Annotated in this window: 15 protein-coding genes; 8 read left to right on the top strand and 7 right to left on the bottom strand. The window is 47.5% G+C overall.

The annotated features are described in order from the left end of the window. The first annotated feature begins 95 nt into the window (after positions 1-95). From FE296_RS30930 to FE296_RS30910, 5 genes are all read left to right on the top strand, one after another. Entirely contained in the window at positions 96-716 is a 621-nt protein-coding gene (locus FE296_RS30930; RefSeq protein ID WP_124114273.1) for a flavin reductase family protein, read from the top strand. Between the two features lie 239 nt (positions 717-955). Next, positions 956-2,110 carry a type III polyketide synthase gene (locus tag FE296_RS30925; RefSeq protein ID WP_124114274.1) on the top strand — a complete coding sequence of 385 codons (1,155 nt, stop codon included), beginning with the start codon at positions 956-958 and terminating at the stop codon, positions 2,108-2,110. A gap of 114 nt (positions 2,111-2,224) precedes the next feature. Next, the gene (locus FE296_RS30920) at positions 2,225-4,456 is read left to right on the top strand and encodes an MMPL family transporter (RefSeq protein ID WP_150367532.1); all 2,232 of its coding nucleotides are present in this window, start codon (positions 2,225-2,227) and stop codon (positions 4,454-4,456) included. Positions 4,457-4,647: 191 nt separating this feature from the next. Continuing rightward, a complete protein-coding gene (locus tag FE296_RS30915; protein WP_150367531.1) occupies positions 4,648-5,667 on the top strand; it encodes a dienelactone hydrolase family protein in 1,020 nt (339 codons plus the stop codon). A gap of 62 nt (positions 5,668-5,729) precedes the next feature. Then, positions 5,730-6,902 (top strand): rhamnogalacturonan acetylesterase, encoded by a 1,173-nt coding sequence (locus FE296_RS30910; protein WP_150367530.1) that lies wholly within the window; start codon positions 5,730-5,732, stop codon positions 6,900-6,902. 129 nt (positions 6,903-7,031) lie between these two features. Here FE296_RS30910 and mnhG read toward each other — a convergent pair whose 3' ends face one another. Genes mnhG through FE296_RS30880 form a run of 6 tightly spaced genes read right to left on the bottom strand, consistent with a single transcriptional unit; the run spans position 7,032 to position 12,940 of the window. Beyond that, positions 7,032-7,424, bottom strand: coding sequence for a monovalent cation/H(+) antiporter subunit G (mnhG, locus tag FE296_RS30905; protein ID WP_074094788.1), 393 nt, complete (start codon positions 7,422-7,424; stop codon positions 7,032-7,034). Further along, entirely contained in the window at positions 7,408-7,692 is a 285-nt protein-coding gene (locus FE296_RS30900; protein WP_017688855.1) for a Na(+)/H(+) antiporter subunit F1, read from the bottom strand. The genes mnhG and FE296_RS30900 overlap by 17 nt, the downstream gene beginning before the upstream one ends. Beyond that, positions 7,692-8,168, bottom strand: coding sequence for a Na+/H+ antiporter subunit E (locus tag FE296_RS30895; protein WP_124114279.1), 477 nt, complete (start codon positions 8,166-8,168; stop codon positions 7,692-7,694). Before FE296_RS30895 ends, FE296_RS30900 begins: the two co-directional genes overlap by 1 nt. Before the next feature lie 6 nt (positions 8,169-8,174). Continuing rightward, positions 8,175-9,653, bottom strand: a complete 1,479-nt coding sequence (locus tag FE296_RS30890) for a Na+/H+ antiporter subunit D (protein WP_124114280.1) — start codon at positions 9,651-9,653, stop codon at positions 8,175-8,177. Continuing rightward, positions 9,646-9,984: a Na(+)/H(+) antiporter subunit C gene (locus FE296_RS30885; RefSeq protein WP_036670645.1), complete on the bottom strand. Its 339-nt coding sequence runs from the start codon at positions 9,982-9,984 to the stop codon at positions 9,646-9,648. Before FE296_RS30885 ends, FE296_RS30890 begins: the two co-directional genes overlap by 8 nt. Position 9,985: 1 nt before the next feature. Continuing rightward, positions 9,986-12,940 carry a Na+/H+ antiporter subunit A gene (locus FE296_RS30880; RefSeq protein WP_150367722.1) on the bottom strand — a complete coding sequence of 985 codons (2,955 nt, stop codon included), beginning with the start codon at positions 12,938-12,940 and terminating at the stop codon, positions 9,986-9,988. A 301-nt stretch (positions 12,941-13,241) separates the two neighbouring features. On the opposite strand from FE296_RS30880, the gene FE296_RS33665 reads away from it, so the two are divergent. From FE296_RS33665 to FE296_RS30870, 3 genes are all read left to right on the top strand, one after another. Next, a complete protein-coding gene (locus tag FE296_RS33665) occupies positions 13,242-13,745 on the top strand; it encodes a PDC sensor domain-containing protein (RefSeq protein WP_223869106.1) in 504 nt (167 codons plus the stop codon). Next, complete coding sequence (locus FE296_RS30875) at positions 13,715-14,881, top strand: GGDEF domain-containing protein (RefSeq protein WP_223869105.1); 1,167 nt, start codon at positions 13,715-13,717, stop codon at positions 14,879-14,881. The genes FE296_RS33665 and FE296_RS30875 overlap by 31 nt, the downstream gene beginning before the upstream one ends. 71 nt (positions 14,882-14,952) lie before the next feature. Next, on the top strand, positions 14,953-15,474 hold the full coding sequence (locus FE296_RS30870) for a hypothetical protein (protein WP_124114283.1): 522 nt from the start codon (positions 14,953-14,955) through the stop codon (positions 15,472-15,474). Between the two features lie 102 nt (positions 15,475-15,576). Here the strand turns inward: FE296_RS30870 and FE296_RS30865 are convergent, their stop codons facing one another. After that, the gene (locus tag FE296_RS30865; RefSeq protein WP_150367529.1) at positions 15,577-16,716 is read right to left on the bottom strand and encodes a GGDEF domain-containing protein; all 1,140 of its coding nucleotides are present in this window, start codon (positions 16,714-16,716) and stop codon (positions 15,577-15,579) included. Between the last annotated feature and the right edge of the window lie 158 nt (positions 16,717-16,874).

Raw genomic sequence — 16,874 nt, 5'->3', positions numbered from 1 at the left:
TCAGCATTTTACGTTATATAATAAATATGAGTGTGTGATCGTGTCTTGAAGTGAAATTGACACTTGTTACACGAGCAGGGAAGGGGATATTACATATGTATACATTGGATCCACGTGAATTAACGGGAAGAGACAACTATAAACTGATGAGTGGTTCGGTGGTGCCACGTCCAATTGCTTTTGTGACGACACGTTCAGATGAGAATGGTGCGATCAATGCAGCGCCTTTCAGTTTCTTCAATGTGGTTAGTTCGGACCCACCGCTGTTATCCATATCCATTGCACGTAAAGACGGCATTATGAAAGATACTGCGCGTAATGTACTTGCTCATAAAGAGCTGGTCGTGCACATATGTGATGAAGCAATCATAGCAGAAGTAAATGAGACAGCAGCTATCCTTGAACCCCATGAAAGTGAGCTTGAGCGGACGAAACTGACCCCTGTGCCAAGTACAAAGGTTGCTGTGCCAGGAATAAAGGAAGCACTTATCCGGATGGAGTGTGAGCTGTATCAGCACATTCCCATTACCAACGATGATGGCAAACCGATGAGTGATCTGTTGCTGGTACGCATAGTGCAATATCATTTCAGCCAAGAAGTCTACAATCCGGACAAGGGGTATATCCTGATGGATCATTTGAAACCAGTCAGCCGACTTGCGGGTAATGATTATGCCAAGCTCGGAGAGAGATTCACCATAATTCGACCTGAATAGTTATGAAAGATCCTATATGTAATTTGTGAAAGGGTTTAACCCTGTTGATAAAGGCGGACAACATGCGAAACTCGCATAGGTTGTCCGCCTTTTGTTGTGATATGAACATAAACGGGACAGGGAGTGAATAGACTTGTACTATATCCTGCACATTTCTATATGAACCTATTTGATATATAGGATGTTTAAAAAGCCCACTTTTGATTACGAAAGACAAGACTATATAGGGGGTTAAGCCGATGAACCAGCTTGAGGAAAGTACAGGGGCAAGTATTATGGGAATAGGAACGGCGTGGCCTGCCCACCGTATTGAGCAAAAGGATGTATCTGCCCGTCTCGCACAAGCGCTGGAACATGAGCCGGATGCGAGAAGGTGGGCCAAACGAATCTTTAATCAGTGCGGTGTGGAAACTCGGTATACGTGTGAACCGAATCTGCTTGAGCCTGTTGATTCTTGCAGATATTTACCCTTAACCAATGCGGAGGAGGTCCCGACTACAGCCGAGCGTATGGCAAAATACAAAGCTGCTGCTGTTCCACTTGGTCTGGAAGCGGCCGGACAGGCCCTTCAGGATGCAGACATATCCTCAACGGAACTTACACATCTCATTACGGTGAGTTGCACGGGGCAATTCCTGCCCGGACTTGATGTTCGGTTGATCCAGCAGCTTGAACTTTCACCGCAGATCAACCGGATTCCACTGGTGTTTCAAGGATGTGCAGCCGGTCTGAAGGCGATCCAACTGGCGAATTCAATCGTAACGACAGATCAGAAGGCTACGGTTCTCATCGTGTGTGTGGAACTATGTACACTTCACTTTCAGCCATCTGCCAAACGGGACGACCTGTATGCTGCATCGTTCTTCGGAGATGGCGCCTCTGCCTGTGTTATTGGTGCGTCTGGAACAGACCGCAATGAATGTTTTCGACTGGGCCGAGGGCACTCAACGCTGCTCCCGGATTGTGCAGAAGAAATGATCTGGGAAGTGGGCAATACAGGCTTTGATCTCTACCTGTCACCACAGATTCCGAAGCTGCTTGGTTTGCATCTCGGTCCAGAGGTAGAGCGGTTGCTGGAGAGTAGCAGTTTACCGGAAATATGGGCGATCCATCCGGGAGGCAGAGGCATCGTGGATGCCGTTCAGAAGCTGTATCAGTTGACAGATGAGCAGGTCTCCTACAGCCGAAACATCCTGCGGGATTATGGCAACCTGTCGTCCGTGACGATTCTTTTTGTTCTTCAAGCCATCCGCGAGGATTATAGACAGAAGGAAGAACGTTCCAGTGGGATAGCGCTGGCTTTTGGCCCGGGACTGACAGCAGAGTTACTTCCTTTTACATACATCCCTGCCCCCATAGCGAACAGAACACCTGTGAATCATGGTATCCAATAGTTCATGAACCCGAGTGAAGGAGATATGCACCGCAGGTGGTTGAATGTGCTTATGATCTTACCCTTACCGATGAATATAATCGAATGACTAATCTGATCGCAGAGGAGCTTAGGTATGGGTTATCGCAGACTTGCTGCCTTCATCAGCCGATATCCGCGGTTCATTATTCTCTGCTGGGTATTTATCATCGGGATGTCAGCGGTCTGGGCGTGGAAGTTACCTGACATGGTTCAAGATCACGGATTGAAACAAGTTCACGGGGATGCGCAAGCGGTTGAACTTGTTCTGGAGGACGAATTCGGTTCTCCTGCTGATCCGGTTATTCTGGTTTTTGAGAAAAAGGAAAATACCTCACCGTTACAGTTCCGGCAGTGGATCAAGGATCGTCTGACACAGGTTCAAGTGTTGCCTGCGGTAACTTCTATCACATCCCCTCTGGATGTTAGCGAAAGGGGGACGTTTCAAGACCATAGGGCATATGCCCTTGTGAAAATGGATGTACCTGCACATCAGATGGGTCCCCCACTGGAGCAGTTGCGCGCCGTGCTGGCAACAGACGGTCCAGGTACGGTGCAATTGACGGGAAAGACAGTCGTCCAGCAGGATGTCAATCATCTGAGCTTTCGTGATCTGGAACGGGCAGAGATGGTGGGACTGCCGATTGTCCTGATCGTTTTATGTTTTGCATTCAGGGGGCTATATGCCGCGTTGATTGCTGTCATGATGGGGATCAGTGCTGTGATTACCGCTATGGGAGTCACGTCACTCCTTGGTTACCATCTGGAATTGTCCAACTTTATCATTAATGTGATTCCCATGGTGGGCATGGCACTGAGTATAGACTTTGCTCTGATCATTCTGAGCAGGTACAGGGAAGAAGTTCAGCGGGCCTATGAAGATGAAGGCAAAGCTAACGTTACGGGCAGAAGCCTGGATATGCAGAGCGAGATTCTTCAGCGAACATTGCGCACAGCAGGCAGAGCAGTGTTGTTCTCGGCAGCTTGCGTATTCCTTGGGCTGCTGGGTCTACTCTGGATCAGGCTGCCGATGTTTCTGAGTGTCTCCTTGGGGGCTGTCATTGTTCTGCTCCTATCGCTACTGTTAAATGTTACGCTCCTGCCAGCTCTGCTATCACTGTCTGCGGATCGGGTCTTCAGGCGAAAGTTAGTCCATTCGTTACCCAGAAGATCGGTCTGGCATAGATGGTCAGCAATGGTCATGAAACGACCCGTCAGTATGGCCATTGGAGGCACGGTTGTGCTGCTCCTGTGTGTTTATCCAGTGACCCGGTTGGAGCTGTCCGTCCCGGATGCTTCTTCACTGCCAGAGAGAATGGAGTCCCGCCAGGCAGCAGAGCAGTTGCAACATGATTTTGGGCAAAAGAATACCTCCGCCATCGAGATCGTGATTGGCGGACAGCAGGAACGGTTGACTGCCTCACACTGGCAGATGGCCCACCACAAAGCCCGTCAACTACTGCAGGACTCGGACGTATTGAGCATTGTTTCACCATGGGGCCTATTTCAGTCGAATCAAAACGGCTCGCAAAGCCTTTTTCAAATTCCACCGCTGGCGCTAACTCCTTCCATAGAAAGTAAAGAATCAACAAGGACAGCATGGCTGCGTTCAACGGTCTCTGATCATTCCATACGATTGGTAGCCACCGTACACGGGGAGCCCGGGTCGGAGCAGGTCGCAGACTGGCTGGAACAAATGAGGAATAGCGATCATGCACCAGGTTCCAACAACGTGAAACTACGTTATGGTGGGGAAGCTGCCAAGCAATATGAAATAATGCAGGAAGTCACAAGTCAACTGCCCAAAGTGCTGTTATTTGTGGTGGTCACCAATTATCTTGTGTTACTGGCGGCATTCCGATCGATGCTCATTCCAATCAAAGCGATTGTGATGAATCTGCTCAGCTTAGCTGCTTCATTTGGCATATTGGTGTGGGTGTTCAATGAAGGACATCTGGGTATGGAGCCGTCGGCCATTGCCATTATGATTCCTGTATTCATTGCAGGATTGGTGTTTGGCATATCCATGGATTATGGAGTGTTTATGCTGAGCCGTATTCAGGAAGTGTATAAACGAACCGGAGACAGTGATGTGGCTGTCCAACAGGGACTGGCTTCTACAGGCCGTCTGGTCACCTCCGCAGCGGCCATTCTGCTTGTGGTGACTGTGCCGTTTGCTTTTGCTGAAGTCGCAGGTGTGAGGCAGTTAGGGATCGGAATCACGGCAGCAGTGTTGATTGACGTTACGTTGATCCGGCTAATACTGGTACCTGCATTGATGAAATTAATGGGCAGGTGGAACTGGTGGCTGCCAGGTCAGATGAAATGAAGGGTATTTCCGTAACCTGTCTTCAGGTTGGAGATATCCTTTTTTTGGCTAGAAATCGTGTGATTCCATTGAAAACAGGCAAACATGTTCAATTCATGGGTGACATCGATGTTCTATAATGGATGGGATTAATTCCATATGATAGTCTTTTATCTACGTTATCCTACGAAAAACAGGAGGGACACAGGCCCATGTCTGATATTGAAGCCTATCTACAACAACAAACGAATCTTCGTGGTCGTTCCGCGTATCATGCAGATCAACCATTGGAGTTATGGCGCAATCAGTTGCGTACTCGCGTGAAAGAACGGCTGGGCGGTTTTCCAACGATGGCGGCAGCACTGAATCCTGTCTTACTGGAGCGTATTATGTGTGACGGCTATATTCGGGAGCGGATTGAAATCACGACCTATGCAGGACTTCGTATGCCTGTATATTTATTAATTCCAGGTGATGGAAGCATTACTGATACAAAGAGACCTGCTATCGTTGCTTGTCATGGGCATGGCTACGGTAGCCGAGAGATATCGGGTATGGAACCGGATGGGTCACTACGGACAGGCGAGCCCGGATTACACAAGGACTTTGCAGTAGCACTTGTGAAGCGTGGATATGTGGTTGCGGCTCCAGAATTGCTCGGATTTGGTGATCGAAGATTGGTAGAGGACCGCGAAGCGCCACCAGGGGTAAGTTCCTGTACGAAGATTGCTGCGCATCTGCTCATGGTGGGGAAGACCCTAGCCGGTCATAGGGTGTATGAAACAACACGTGTACTGGATTATGTATCGACTCGGCCAGAAGTGGATTCGGAGCGAATTGGAAGCATGGGTATCTCGGGTGGTGGGCTGGTGACTGCATTTACAGCCGCGTTGGATGAACGGTTCCGGGCAACTGTAGTAAGTGGTTATGCAAGTACATTCCAGGGCAGCATACTGGATCGGAACCATTGTCTGGACAACTATGTGCCAGGTATCCTGCGTGAAGCGGAGTTGCCGGATCTCATCGGCCTGATTGTGCCTAGGCCACTTTTTATTGAAGCCGGAAGTGATGACCGGGTGTTCCCGATCCATGCAGCGAGAGAGGCGTATGCGCGTTTGACACACATATATGAGCAGGCGGGAGCATCAGAATCACTGGATGCGGATTTCTTTACAGGTGGACATGAGATTAGCGGAGCGAAGGCTTATGACTGGCTTGATCAAGTTTTGTGAAGTGTGGATCGTGCACCAATTTAATTCTGATTCTGATTCTGATTCGAGAGGAGAACTCAGTGATGAAATGGTCAATAACGGTAAAGCTTCTGCTCTGTTTTGTTCTGTTTGCGAGTACAATGGGCATCGGTCTGGGAAGCAATGAAGGGCAAGTCGCCGAAGCGGCAACGGACAATTACAGATTTGATTTTGGTTCGGGTGCTGTTGAGAGCGGTTACACAGGCGTGTCCGCAGGAGATGCCTATACGCCTACGAAAGGTTATGGCTTCAACACACCTGCACAGATGAGAAATGTGTCTGCCTCAGGAAGCGGGGTTAAGAGTGACGCTGTGCAGTTTTTAACTTTTGGGACCAAGAGCACCAATACCTTCAATGTGAATCTGTCCAATGGCCTATATGAGGTCAAAGTGGCTCTGGGCAATACAGCCAGAGCGAGTGTGGCTGCAGAAGGTGTCTACCAGATCATTAATATGACAGGTAACGGGGCAACGGACCAATTTCAAATTCCGGTGACTGACGGGCAATTAAACCTGCTGGTTACGGAAGGAAAGACAGGCACCGCCTTCACACTTAGTGCACTCGAAATCCGGAAGTTATCCAATCAGACCGTTACCAACCGCACAATCTACATTGGTGGTGACTCAACAGTTTGTAATTACTATCCGCTGGGCAGCAGTGTACAAGGAGGTTGGGGACAGCTGTTTCCGTCCTATGTGAACAATTCCACCTTCCAGGTTCGAAATATGGCGTCAAGTGGTCAATTTGCGAGAGGTTTCCGCGATGATGGTCAGATGGAAGCGATTCTGAAGTATATCAAGCCGGGAGACTATTTTATTCTGCAATTCGGAATTAACGATACCAATGCCAAGAATAATACAACGGAGGCGCAGTTCAAAGAGATTATGCGGGATATGGTGCGTCTGGCGAAGAACAAAGGAGCAACGGTTATCCTCTCCACGCCTCAGGGCCGGGCAACAGACTTTAATACAGCGAATGTGCATCAAGCGGAGAACCGCTGGTACAATCAATCAACCCGTGCACTTGCTCAGGAAGAGGGAGTCACCCTGGTTGAACTGAATAAGTTAAGTTCTGCCTATTTCACTTCAATTGGTCCTGCGGCAACACTTGCTCTGTATATGACAGGGGATAGTCTGCATCCGAATCGTCAAGGTGCTTCACAGCTTGCGCGCATTGTGGCTGCGGATCTGAGAAGACAGGGACTGAATGGATTCTGACTTTACTACTTAATCAGTCTGCATAATCAGTGTTGATCCGTGTATGAAAAATAAAAAAATACCCCCGGGAACAATCCGCGAAACGGGCGGCTGATCCTCGGGGGTATTCGCTATGCCTGAGATGGAGGATTACTCCATCATGTCCTTGGCTTCATGGTTCACCTTTTTACCTTTTAACAAGGGTTCCAGTTCATCTTGAACGCTCTGCTCCCAGAGTGGCACATCTGTGCGATAGGCGGCCCGTCCGTTCAGATGTCCGGCGACAGGAGCCGTAATGAATACAAACAGAATACCTAGCAACAAGCGGGCACTGATATAGTTATCGAAGTACCAGAAGTAGAAAAATGTAGCGCTTAGTACACAGAACACTCCAAGTGTCATACTTTTGGTTGCGGCATGGGCACGTAGATATACATCAGGCAGACGGATAAGTCCGAATGCACTGAGTGCACTGAGTAGTGCTCCGAGCAGTACGAGTAAACCTATAGCGGTTTCAGTGGTTACCTTAACGATCTCCATCATTTTTGAATACCGCCCCCCGTTCAATATAACGTGCAAATGCCACTGTACTTAGAAAAGCCAGAATGCCAATCAGCAAGATGATATCCAGATAGGCCTGGGTTTGCAACATCATCGACAGTACGGCAACGATAGCAATCACATTGATACCAATGGTATCCAATGCTGTAATCCGATCAGCCATGGATGGTCCCCGAAGCACCCTGTACAAGCACCCTAGTATGGCTAAGGAGAGAATGAGCAATGAGATGAACAACAGTGAGGATAACATTAACGCGTCACCTCCATAATTGCTTTTTCGAATGTGTTTTGAATATTATCTCTCATTTTCTGTTCATCCTTGATATCCAGCGCGTGGATAAACAGTTTGCGTTGATTACCCGAGATCTCAAGTGGCAGAGAACCTGGTGTTAATGAAATAAGCAGACAGAGCAGGGTGACCTCCCAATCCGAGGACAATTGAGTTTTATACGTAAAAATACCGGGCCTTATGTCGAGATTGGGCTTGATAATCTGGCGTATAACCTCAATGCTGGCTCGCACCAGTTCCTTGAACAGCAGTGCAATCAGTTTGAAGATGGCCCAGACTCGAACAATATAGAAGCGCTGGGGGAAGAATCTGCGCATCCCCCCGATGAGAAGCAGTCCGAGCAGGTAACCTATGAGAAAACCAACACCATTCCAGGCGTTGTTCAGAAACATCCATACAAAAGCAATGATAAGATTCAGTACAATCTGAAAGGCCATAGACATCTACTCCTTCAATACGGCATCAATATAAATATTGGGATGCAGTAGAATATCGCCTGCGCGGGAGGTCAATTGGAACATGCCTTCAGCCCCCACACCCATTACGATGATGAATACAAACAGAATTCCGGCAGGAATCAGCAGGCCGTTCACCGCGTAAGGGCGTCTTACAACCCCGGCAGGCGGTTCACCCCAGAACGCTTGTATGAAGATGCGCAGTACCGAATATAACATTAATAAGCTGGAGAGCACCGCAATGCCGGTCAGACCATACAAGCCTGCCTGCAAGCCACCTTCAAAGAGAAGCAACTTCCCCGGAAAACCACTGAATGGAGGCAAGCCCGCCAAGGCAAGTGCACTAATGAAAAACATCCAGCCGAGCAGCGGATAGCGATGGATCAGCCCGCCCATGTTGTCCAGTTTGGATGTTCCGGCAACCGCAATCAAGGCTCCGCCGAGAAGGAAGAGCAATGTTTTGATCAACATGTCATGCAGCATGTAGAAGAGCAGACCTTCCAGCGCAGGACGACTGGCCGAAGCCATACCAAAAGCGACAAAACCTACACCTGCGACCACGTTATAGATGAGAATTTTGTTCACATCACGGTATGAGATCGCACCGATGACACCCAGGACCATCGTTGCACCAGCCATCCAACCGATCAGTGCATGGAAGAAATCAGGATCATGATAGAAGATTAGTGTGAATGTTCGCACAATGGCGTACAAGCCAACCTTGGTGAGCAATCCTGCGAACAATGCAGTGACAACAGCAGGTGGTGCCTCATAAGAGCCAGACAGCCAGAAGAACAGGAACAGTCCGGCCTTGATGCTAAAAACGATCAGGAAGAGTACGGCAATTAAGGTAATGACCCCGCTCTGTCCCACTTCAGCAATTTTTACGGATAAATCTGCCATGTTCAGTGTGCCAGTAATGGAGTAGAGGAAGCCAATAGAAGCGACAAACAGTGCTGAAGAAACGATGTTAATCAAGACATATTTGATCGTTTCACGAAGCTGTCTTTCCGTACTTCCCAATACGATCAGTGCATAGGAAGAGATGAGCATCAGTTCAAAGCAAACAAATAGGTTGAACAAATCTCCTGTTAAGAATGAACCGTTAACTCCTGCAATCAGAAAATGGAAGAACGGATAGAAGTGATGTTCTTCTCGCTCCTTGTTCACACTGCGGAACGCATACAGCAGACACGCCAGTGCAATGATGGAAGCGGCGACGACAAGTAGCGCCGATACCATGTCAGCTACTAGCACAATGCCATAGGGAGGTGCCCATCCGCCCATATTAAGCGTTAGAACTCCAGTCTGAGCTACCCGCGTAATAAGTATCGTTGAGACCGCTGCTGTAAACAACAGTCCGATGACACTAATGATCCGCTGGATATTTGTTTTTCGGAAAAAGAGCAAAGCCAGAACACCTGTAACCAAAGGCAACAGAAGAGGCAGAACGACGAGATTATTCATATGGTCGCCCCCTTACTTCTTCCATATCGTCTGTTTTTAACTTCAGATAAGAACGATATGAGAGAACAAAGAAGAACGCAGTGAGTCCGAAATTAATTACAATTGAAGTTAGTATCAAAGCCTGAGGAAGAGGATCGACATAACGTTCAGCCATCTCCCCCAGCAGGGGTGGGGCCCCGGTTTTGAGACGTGACATGGTGATCAAGAGCAGATGCACACCATGGGTTAGTATGGACATGCCAAGTACGATTCGGAGCAGGCTCCGCGACAAGATTAAAAAGACGGCAACCGCAAACAGAATGCCAACGGCTACACACATCAATATTTCCATATCAGCGATCCTCCCCGATCTGTAGAATGATGGTCATGGTGACACCCAGGACAGCGAGATACACGCCAAGATCAAACAGCATGGCTGTGGCGAGTTCTGTTTCTCCCAGCAAAGGAAGTTCGAAATAACCGAAGGTTTGGCTTAAGAATGGAACTCCGAATATAAATGAACCTGCACCTGTCAGTAACGCTATACCCAATCCGATCCCTGTTAGAACACGGAAGTCAACGGGTAACGCTTTGCGTATCGTATCCGTACTGAATGCCAGGGCAATCAATACGAGTGCTGCCGCTGTTACCAAGCCGCCGATAAAACCTCCGCCCGGATTGTGGTGTCCTGCAAAGAACAGGTGCATGGCAAATGTCAGAATGATGAACACAACGACCTTGGTGGTCGTTTGCAGCAATACATCATTACTCTGCAAGGGTACAGTATCCCAGGAGGATGAGCTCCGTTCCCGGTTACCATACTTTTTCGTATTGTCCGCTTCATCATCCAGAGCAGGTTCGGAATCCTGACTTTCGTCCTTCTTACGGAACTTCAAGCGAGCTCCCAGATCTTTGGCTTCGAGGTTCAGATTAATCATGGAGTAGATGGATAATGAAGCAACGCCGAGCACCATAATCTCCAATAATGTATCGAATCCACGGAAATCAACCAATAAGACGTTCACGACATTTTTACCACCAGCAGACTCATACGCTTCCTGAAGGAAAAAGGTAGAAATGCTGTCCAGTGATGCTGTTCCGCTTGCAGCTAGAGCTACAAAGGTCATCACAACACCGACTGCAATCGCTACGATCATATTTACCGTGAGATAACTGCGGCTTGATTTGCCACGTTGCAATTCAGGCAGATGGTAGAAGCAGAGCAGGAACAATGCAACGGATACGGTCTCAACAATCATCTGTGTCAATGCCAGATCCGGCGCCCGGAAGAGTACAAACAGCAGGGTTACGATGTAACCAACCGCACCGGTCATAATGACTGCCGACAGTCTGTTTTTGGCAAAAGGAATCGAAACCGCAGCACCGATGAGCGTGACCAGCAGAACGACCTCATAAAATGAGAAAGGTGCATTGCCCTGCAGATTCCAGGTGATATTCTCTCCTGAACGGAAGAAGGCATAGACCAACAAGGCGACCGTGAATGAAAAAATGTAAACCAGATAATTACGGACCGAGCCATTCATATAGGCTTCCGTCCATTTGCGTGCATAATGCTGGAGATTATCCAATACAACATGGTACATATTGTTAATGGTTAATCCTTGTGGATAGTGCTCATAAATATTCCTCCATCGTGGCAACAGCTTGTAGAGAGTGATTCCGAGAATCACAACTCCGATCGTCATAATCAGTTCCGGAGTCCATCCATGCCACAGGGAGAAATGTACATCGAAGCGCTCATTCCCATCTAAGAGCGATGGAAGCACAGCAGCCATTGCCGGTTCAATCAGTGATCCGGCCAGCAGATTCGGGAAAAGTCCGAATACAACGACAAGAACACCTAGAACAACGGGCGGAATGAGCATACCAGCGGGCGCTTCGTGCAGCTTCTCGGCAGGGATCTCGCTTTGGCTACGACCGAGGAATGTTTTGAACACGATAATAAGCGCATAGATCAGGGTAAACACACTTGCAAGCCAAGCCAATATTGGCAATAGAACACTCCAGGACCCAAGTCCAAAGATTCGCAGATGCGTGACTTCGACCATCGCCTGGAAGAATAACTCCTTGCTCAGGAATCCGTTGAACGGCGGTATACCTGCCATAGCAAGTGATCCGATCAATGCTACGGTGAATGTAATTGGAAGGAATGAAGCAAGTCCACCAAGCTTTCGGATGTCACGTGTACCCGTTTCGTGATCGACAATGCCTACGACCATGAACAGAGCGGCCTTGAAGGTCGCGTGATTAAACAGGTGAAGCAGTGCAGCGGTTATTGCCACGGTGTACATTGCAGAGGATTCGCCATATCCGAAGTAGAGAGCAGCAGATCCGACCCCTAAGAGGGACATGATCAGACCAAGTTGAGAGATGGTCGAATAGGCGAGAATCGCTTTGAGATCGTTTTTTTTCACCGCCAGGAATGATCCATAACACAAAGTTAGAAGACCAACGCCGGTTACGAGCCAGAACCAGAGTCCCTGTCCACCAAAGATCGGTGTAAACCGGGCAACAACATACAGTCCGGCCTTGACCATTGTGGCAGAATGCAGATAGGCACTGACAGGTGTAGGAGCTTCCATGGCATCCGGCAACCAGATATGGAACGGGAATTGAGCTGACTTGGTGAAAGCCCCAATCAGGATCAAGACAAGTGCAGGCAGAAACAGTGCGCTTTCCTGAAACTGACCCAATCCTGTAATGGTTGCACGAATACTGAATGTGCCGGTAATGAGATACATCATCATGAAACCGGTAAGCATGGCGAAACCGCCAAATACCGTAATCAGGAAAGATTTTTGTGCTCCTGAAGTGGAAGCTTTACGTTTGTAATTAAATGCAATCAACAGGAATGACGTAATACTGGTCAATTCCCAGAATCCGTAGAGCACGATCATATTATCAGACAGCACCACGCCCAACATGGCTCCCATGAACATCAACAGATACAGGTAGAAACGGTTCAGCGCTTCTTTCATATCCATGTAGAAGATGGAGTAGAGAACAACGAGGACACCGATTCCGGTGATTAGCAGTGTCAACATGAGGCTCAGACCGTCCAGATACAGGTTAAATCCAATGTCCAGTGAAGGAATCCATGGGATATTTCCGGCTACGGTATTGCGCTGTGACACAGCGGGTATGAGACTCGCAAAGTATACAAATAATAGTGCCGGGACAAGGAGAACCGGCCATCCCAAATGTAATTTACGGAAGAAACGATGCAGCATGGCAAGAAGAATGCCAGCGGCAAAAGGCAGAATAACAGCAACATGAAGCAGGCTCAACATTACACCCCCAATGTTTAGTATTTCGATTACTCTCTCTGTGACATACAGGCGCATGATCCTTTGAAGGTTATGCTTGCTCTCTATATTCATAACCCAAGTATGTATATACAGAATCGTGTCTATTCTTTGAATGGAAGAAACACGGTGAAGATTTCAGTGTAATATTGTATGGGCATGTATAATAAAAAAACACACAAGTTCCGATAAATATGAAAACGATTAGGTGACATTCCGTGTACTCTTTACAGCATAGTTATGTTGAAAAGCAAGATGGTTTCACCGTGTAATGGAGGAAGTAATGTCATTCAAAATTAGAACTGTGCTTACAGTCATCTTTGCTGTGTTATCCTTGCTGGTTACCCTGACGATTGGGTCTATTTTTAGCCAAAAGTCATTTGTTGCTGTAGAGACTGAGATTGGTCACTCGCTTACAGGCACGGCCTCACAGGCTTCGGACAAGCTGGATCGATTCATGTCCGCTCGCGCGGGTGAACTGGACCTGCTGGGCCGAATGGCTTCGTTGGAAGATGGATTTCAACCTGATGAGATTCAGATGCTGCTGGATCAGTTACAAGATAGCTTTCCCTCATTCTCATGGGTTGGATTCATGGACCCGAAGGGAAAAGTGTTAGCTGCCACGAATGGTATCTTGCTTGGGGAAAATTTATCAGAGCGACCTGTGTATCAGGAGGGAATCAAGGGTAAATTCATTGGAGATGTGCATAATGCAGTACTGCTTGCCAAGCTGCTCCGAATCCAACGGAAGAGCCGTTGCAATTTGTCGATATCAGTTTTCCGCTGAAGGATAGCAAGGGACATATTCAGGGTGTGCTCGCTGCACATTTAAGTTGGGAATGGGCGAAGGAAGTCGAAGAGTCCGTGCTTGCCCCATTAAAAAGAGAAGAAAAAGACATTGAGTTCTTTATCGTAAGCAAAAAGGAACGTACAGTGCTGCTGGGGCCGAAGGAATGGATCGGTAAACCGTTGGCATTGCCCGGCATCGAAGAGGCCCAGCGTAACAAAAGCAGCTGGTCCATTGAAGAGTGGCCAGATGGTAAGGAATATGTGACAGGATTTGCCTACAGCCAGGGTCATCAGGATTATCCCGGATTAGGCTGGACCGTAATCATTCGTCAAGTCAAGTCGACTGCTTTTGCTTCTGTATTTGACCTGATGTGGTTTAATGTGTGGACGGGACTTGCCGTTACCGTGCTATTTGCACTGATTGGCTGGTTTGTCTCACGTCTGATCTCTGCCCCACTTGTGCGTCTTACCAGAGTGGCCAATCGACTGCGTGCAGGGGAAGAGCTTGAAATTCCTGCGATTAAGGGGATAAAGGAGATTGAAGTGTTGTCCCGTTCGCTTCGGGATATGCTGACCTCTCTTATGAATAAAAACTCGGAGCTGGTCGTGATGCAGAATCTGGCGCATTTTGATCAGTTGACTAGTCTGCCGAATCGCACTGCCCTAGAAGTGTATCTGGAGGAGTCTCTGGAGACTGAAAGTGAAAATCACACGCTGACTTTTCTCTATCTGGATCTCGATGGATTCAAACGGGTCAACGATACACTTGGACATCAGACTGGTGATGTGCTGCTACAGAAAGTGGCCCAACGACTGTCTGCTCTTGGTCAGGAGAAGGGTATAACGGTCCGATTGGGCGGAGATGAATTCCTGATCGTACTTCAGTCTGTTGGAAGTCATCCGAGGGAAGAAGCCATGGCTTATGCAGAAGCCATCATTCAAAGTCTGAATAAGCCGTTTATTATCGAATACGAGCGAATTCGAATTGGATGTAGCATTGGAGGTGCTGAATATCCAACCAACAGCGACAATCCAAGTGAGATTATCCGGATGGCGGACGAAGCTTTGTATGAGTCCAAACGTGCAGGCAAGAACAGAATGACATTTTATTCCGAGTTGAAGCAGGATCGTTAGCGTATAATAACATTAGCTGGGTTATCCCAATCACCTTTGTACGAATGTGCGTATAGACAAGGAGGGGTGAAATGTCTGGAAAATATACATCTGTACCTTATGGTTATGAGCCACCTGCGGCCAGCCACAGAGGGACACTGACTTTTTATGACTCGTTTGAACATGTGACTGATGAGCAACTTGAACGCGCCGCTGCAACGGCGGACACCCGTTCATTCATACAGCTTGTGCTGTATCCTTTACACGAGAGCACGTTTAAACGAATGAGCAAGGATACGATACAGGCATATTACAAAAGAGAAGACCGCCTGCATGATTGGCGGCGGGAACATCCAACTTCACGTATACGTGTGGAGGGGCTTGAGGGCAAGAGAAAGAAATATACGCCTGTGGATAGCGCGCTGCGCCATATCACTGCGGAATATCCAGCCCCTCATTTTCTTTATTTGACGATAGAGATGGCGAATATGTTTGCTTCATTTGATTCCTTCAAGGATTGGATCAAAGAGCTGCGTCTCATCATTGACGGATCGTCCGAATACCTGCATCCGATGCTGGAGCAAAATCGTCATCGCTGGGAATGGGCGGAATGAAAACATAACGTATGAAGAGCATCATCCTGCTGATGCTATGCAAACCCAAAAAAAGTTGTGTTGTACAAACCGGGATTCCGGTGTACAGCACAACTTTTTTATTTATATTTTCTCTGCCAAGGACGAAGTCAGGTCAAGTGATGTTACGGTTTTATTTTTACCTGTTCGTTTGGCGGCATACAGACAGGCATCCACTTCCTCAAACAATTTGTCTTTGGTTAGATTGGGACTGTAGCTTTTGAGACCGATACTCACTGTGATGGAAGCTCCTTCAAGTTCCAGATGGCCCATCAGGGCAATCTTCTGACGAATCTGTTCCACCAAGGCATAGGTCTGCTTGAAAGATTGCTCAAACATCAATAAGGCGAACTCTTCGCCCCCGTACCGTGCTGCAATATCACTTGAGGTAATGGTTTCCTGAATGATCAGGGACACTTTCTCCAGAATGATGTCTCCAACCCGATGACCATACGTATCATTAATGGATTTGAAGTCATCAATGTCGATCAGGGCCAGATGCAGACTCATGCCACTGTTGGCATACTCAAATGCTTTTTCATAATAATCCTTGAATGAGCTTTGGTTATATAAGTTGGTTAAACCGTCTGTTTTGGACTGTTTGGTCATAATGGCATTTCGCACAATAAGGTCCTGCTTGGCAAGCATGCTGGCCTGAAGATCATCGAGCACCTCAACGCCGCTGGTTACGATAACCTGTGCTACATATGTACCTAGGATTAGAAAAGCAGGAATGGATACCATGTCAAATGAAGACAGGTACAACCGGTAGGCCGGATCGAACAAAACTAGAAGGTAACCAGCCATCTGCATCAGAAAGACAATCCAGACTCTCTTTTTACTGAAGAACAGCACCGAAGCAAAGATGGGCAACAGACAGATTGCTAATATAATCCGGATGTCATAATTGACATGAATAATCGTCCAGGCGATAACCGTGCTGGCTATAGACATGGTGTAAAAGGAATATGAACTGAAGCGCCGATCAACCCAACTTGCGAACAAAATGCACGAACTGCTGACGGCCGTAGGCCAGAAAAGCACATTCATCAAGAAATCTATCGGTGTGCGATCATACTCCAGAAACAGGAAACAGCCAATCTGAATGGCGAAATGTGCAATGATGACAATCCAGTAGGCATGGAGCATTTTTTGAATCCATTTGGAATGTTTGAACTCGTACTCTGTTGGAATGTGGCTATTGTGCGTTTGGAAACCTTTCATATATCACCGCTGACTGCATCATAATGGTACGACAGAATTACTCTCGTATAGGATAATTATAAATCACAATGAACAAAACGCAAATGTATTTAACTGTTATGTGAGAACAAGACTCACATAAGTTTCGAGTTGTCTCAAACTTTTTATGGAGGACAAAC

Origin of the sequence: Paenibacillus sp. UASWS1643, assembly GCF_008693195.1 — a bacterium.
Taxonomy (GTDB): Bacteria; Bacillota; Bacilli; order Paenibacillales; family Paenibacillaceae; genus Paenibacillus; species Paenibacillus amylolyticus_B.
The sequence above is the reverse complement of the archived record's forward strand: the minus strand, read 5'-3'. Positions and strand labels throughout refer to the sequence as shown.

Coding starts and splice junctions, on each gene's coding strand:
- FE296_RS30930 (WP_124114273.1), top strand. CDS start 96: ATGTATACATTGGATCCACGTGAATTAACGGGAAGAGACAACTATAAA.
- FE296_RS30925 (WP_124114274.1), top strand. CDS start 956: ATGAACCAGCTTGAGGAAAGTACAGGGGCAAGTATTATGGGAATAGGA.
- FE296_RS30920 (WP_150367532.1), top strand. CDS start 2,225: ATGGGTTATCGCAGACTTGCTGCCTTCATCAGCCGATATCCGCGGTTC.
- FE296_RS30915 (WP_150367531.1), top strand. CDS start 4,648: ATGTCTGATATTGAAGCCTATCTACAACAACAAACGAATCTTCGTGGT.
- FE296_RS30910 (WP_150367530.1), top strand. CDS start 5,730: ATGAAATGGTCAATAACGGTAAAGCTTCTGCTCTGTTTTGTTCTGTTT.
- mnhG (WP_074094788.1), bottom strand. CDS start 7,424: ATGATGGAGATCGTTAAGGTAACCACTGAAACCGCTATAGGTTTACTC.
- FE296_RS30900 (WP_017688855.1), bottom strand. CDS start 7,692: ATGTTATCCTCACTGTTGTTCATCTCATTGCTCATTCTCTCCTTAGCC.
- FE296_RS30895 (WP_124114279.1), bottom strand. CDS start 8,168: ATGGCCTTTCAGATTGTACTGAATCTTATCATTGCTTTTGTATGGATG.
- FE296_RS30890 (WP_124114280.1), bottom strand. CDS start 9,653: ATGAATAATCTCGTCGTTCTGCCTCTTCTGTTGCCTTTGGTTACAGGT.
- FE296_RS30885 (WP_036670645.1), bottom strand. CDS start 9,984: ATGGAAATATTGATGTGTGTAGCCGTTGGCATTCTGTTTGCGGTTGCC.
- FE296_RS33665 (WP_223869106.1), top strand. CDS start 13,242: ATGTCATTCAAAATTAGAACTGTGCTTACAGTCATCTTTGCTGTGTTA.
- FE296_RS30870 (WP_124114283.1), top strand. CDS start 14,953: ATGTCTGGAAAATATACATCTGTACCTTATGGTTATGAGCCACCTGCG.
- FE296_RS30865 (WP_150367529.1), bottom strand. CDS start 16,716: ATGAAAGGTTTCCAAACGCACAATAGCCACATTCCAACAGAGTACGAG.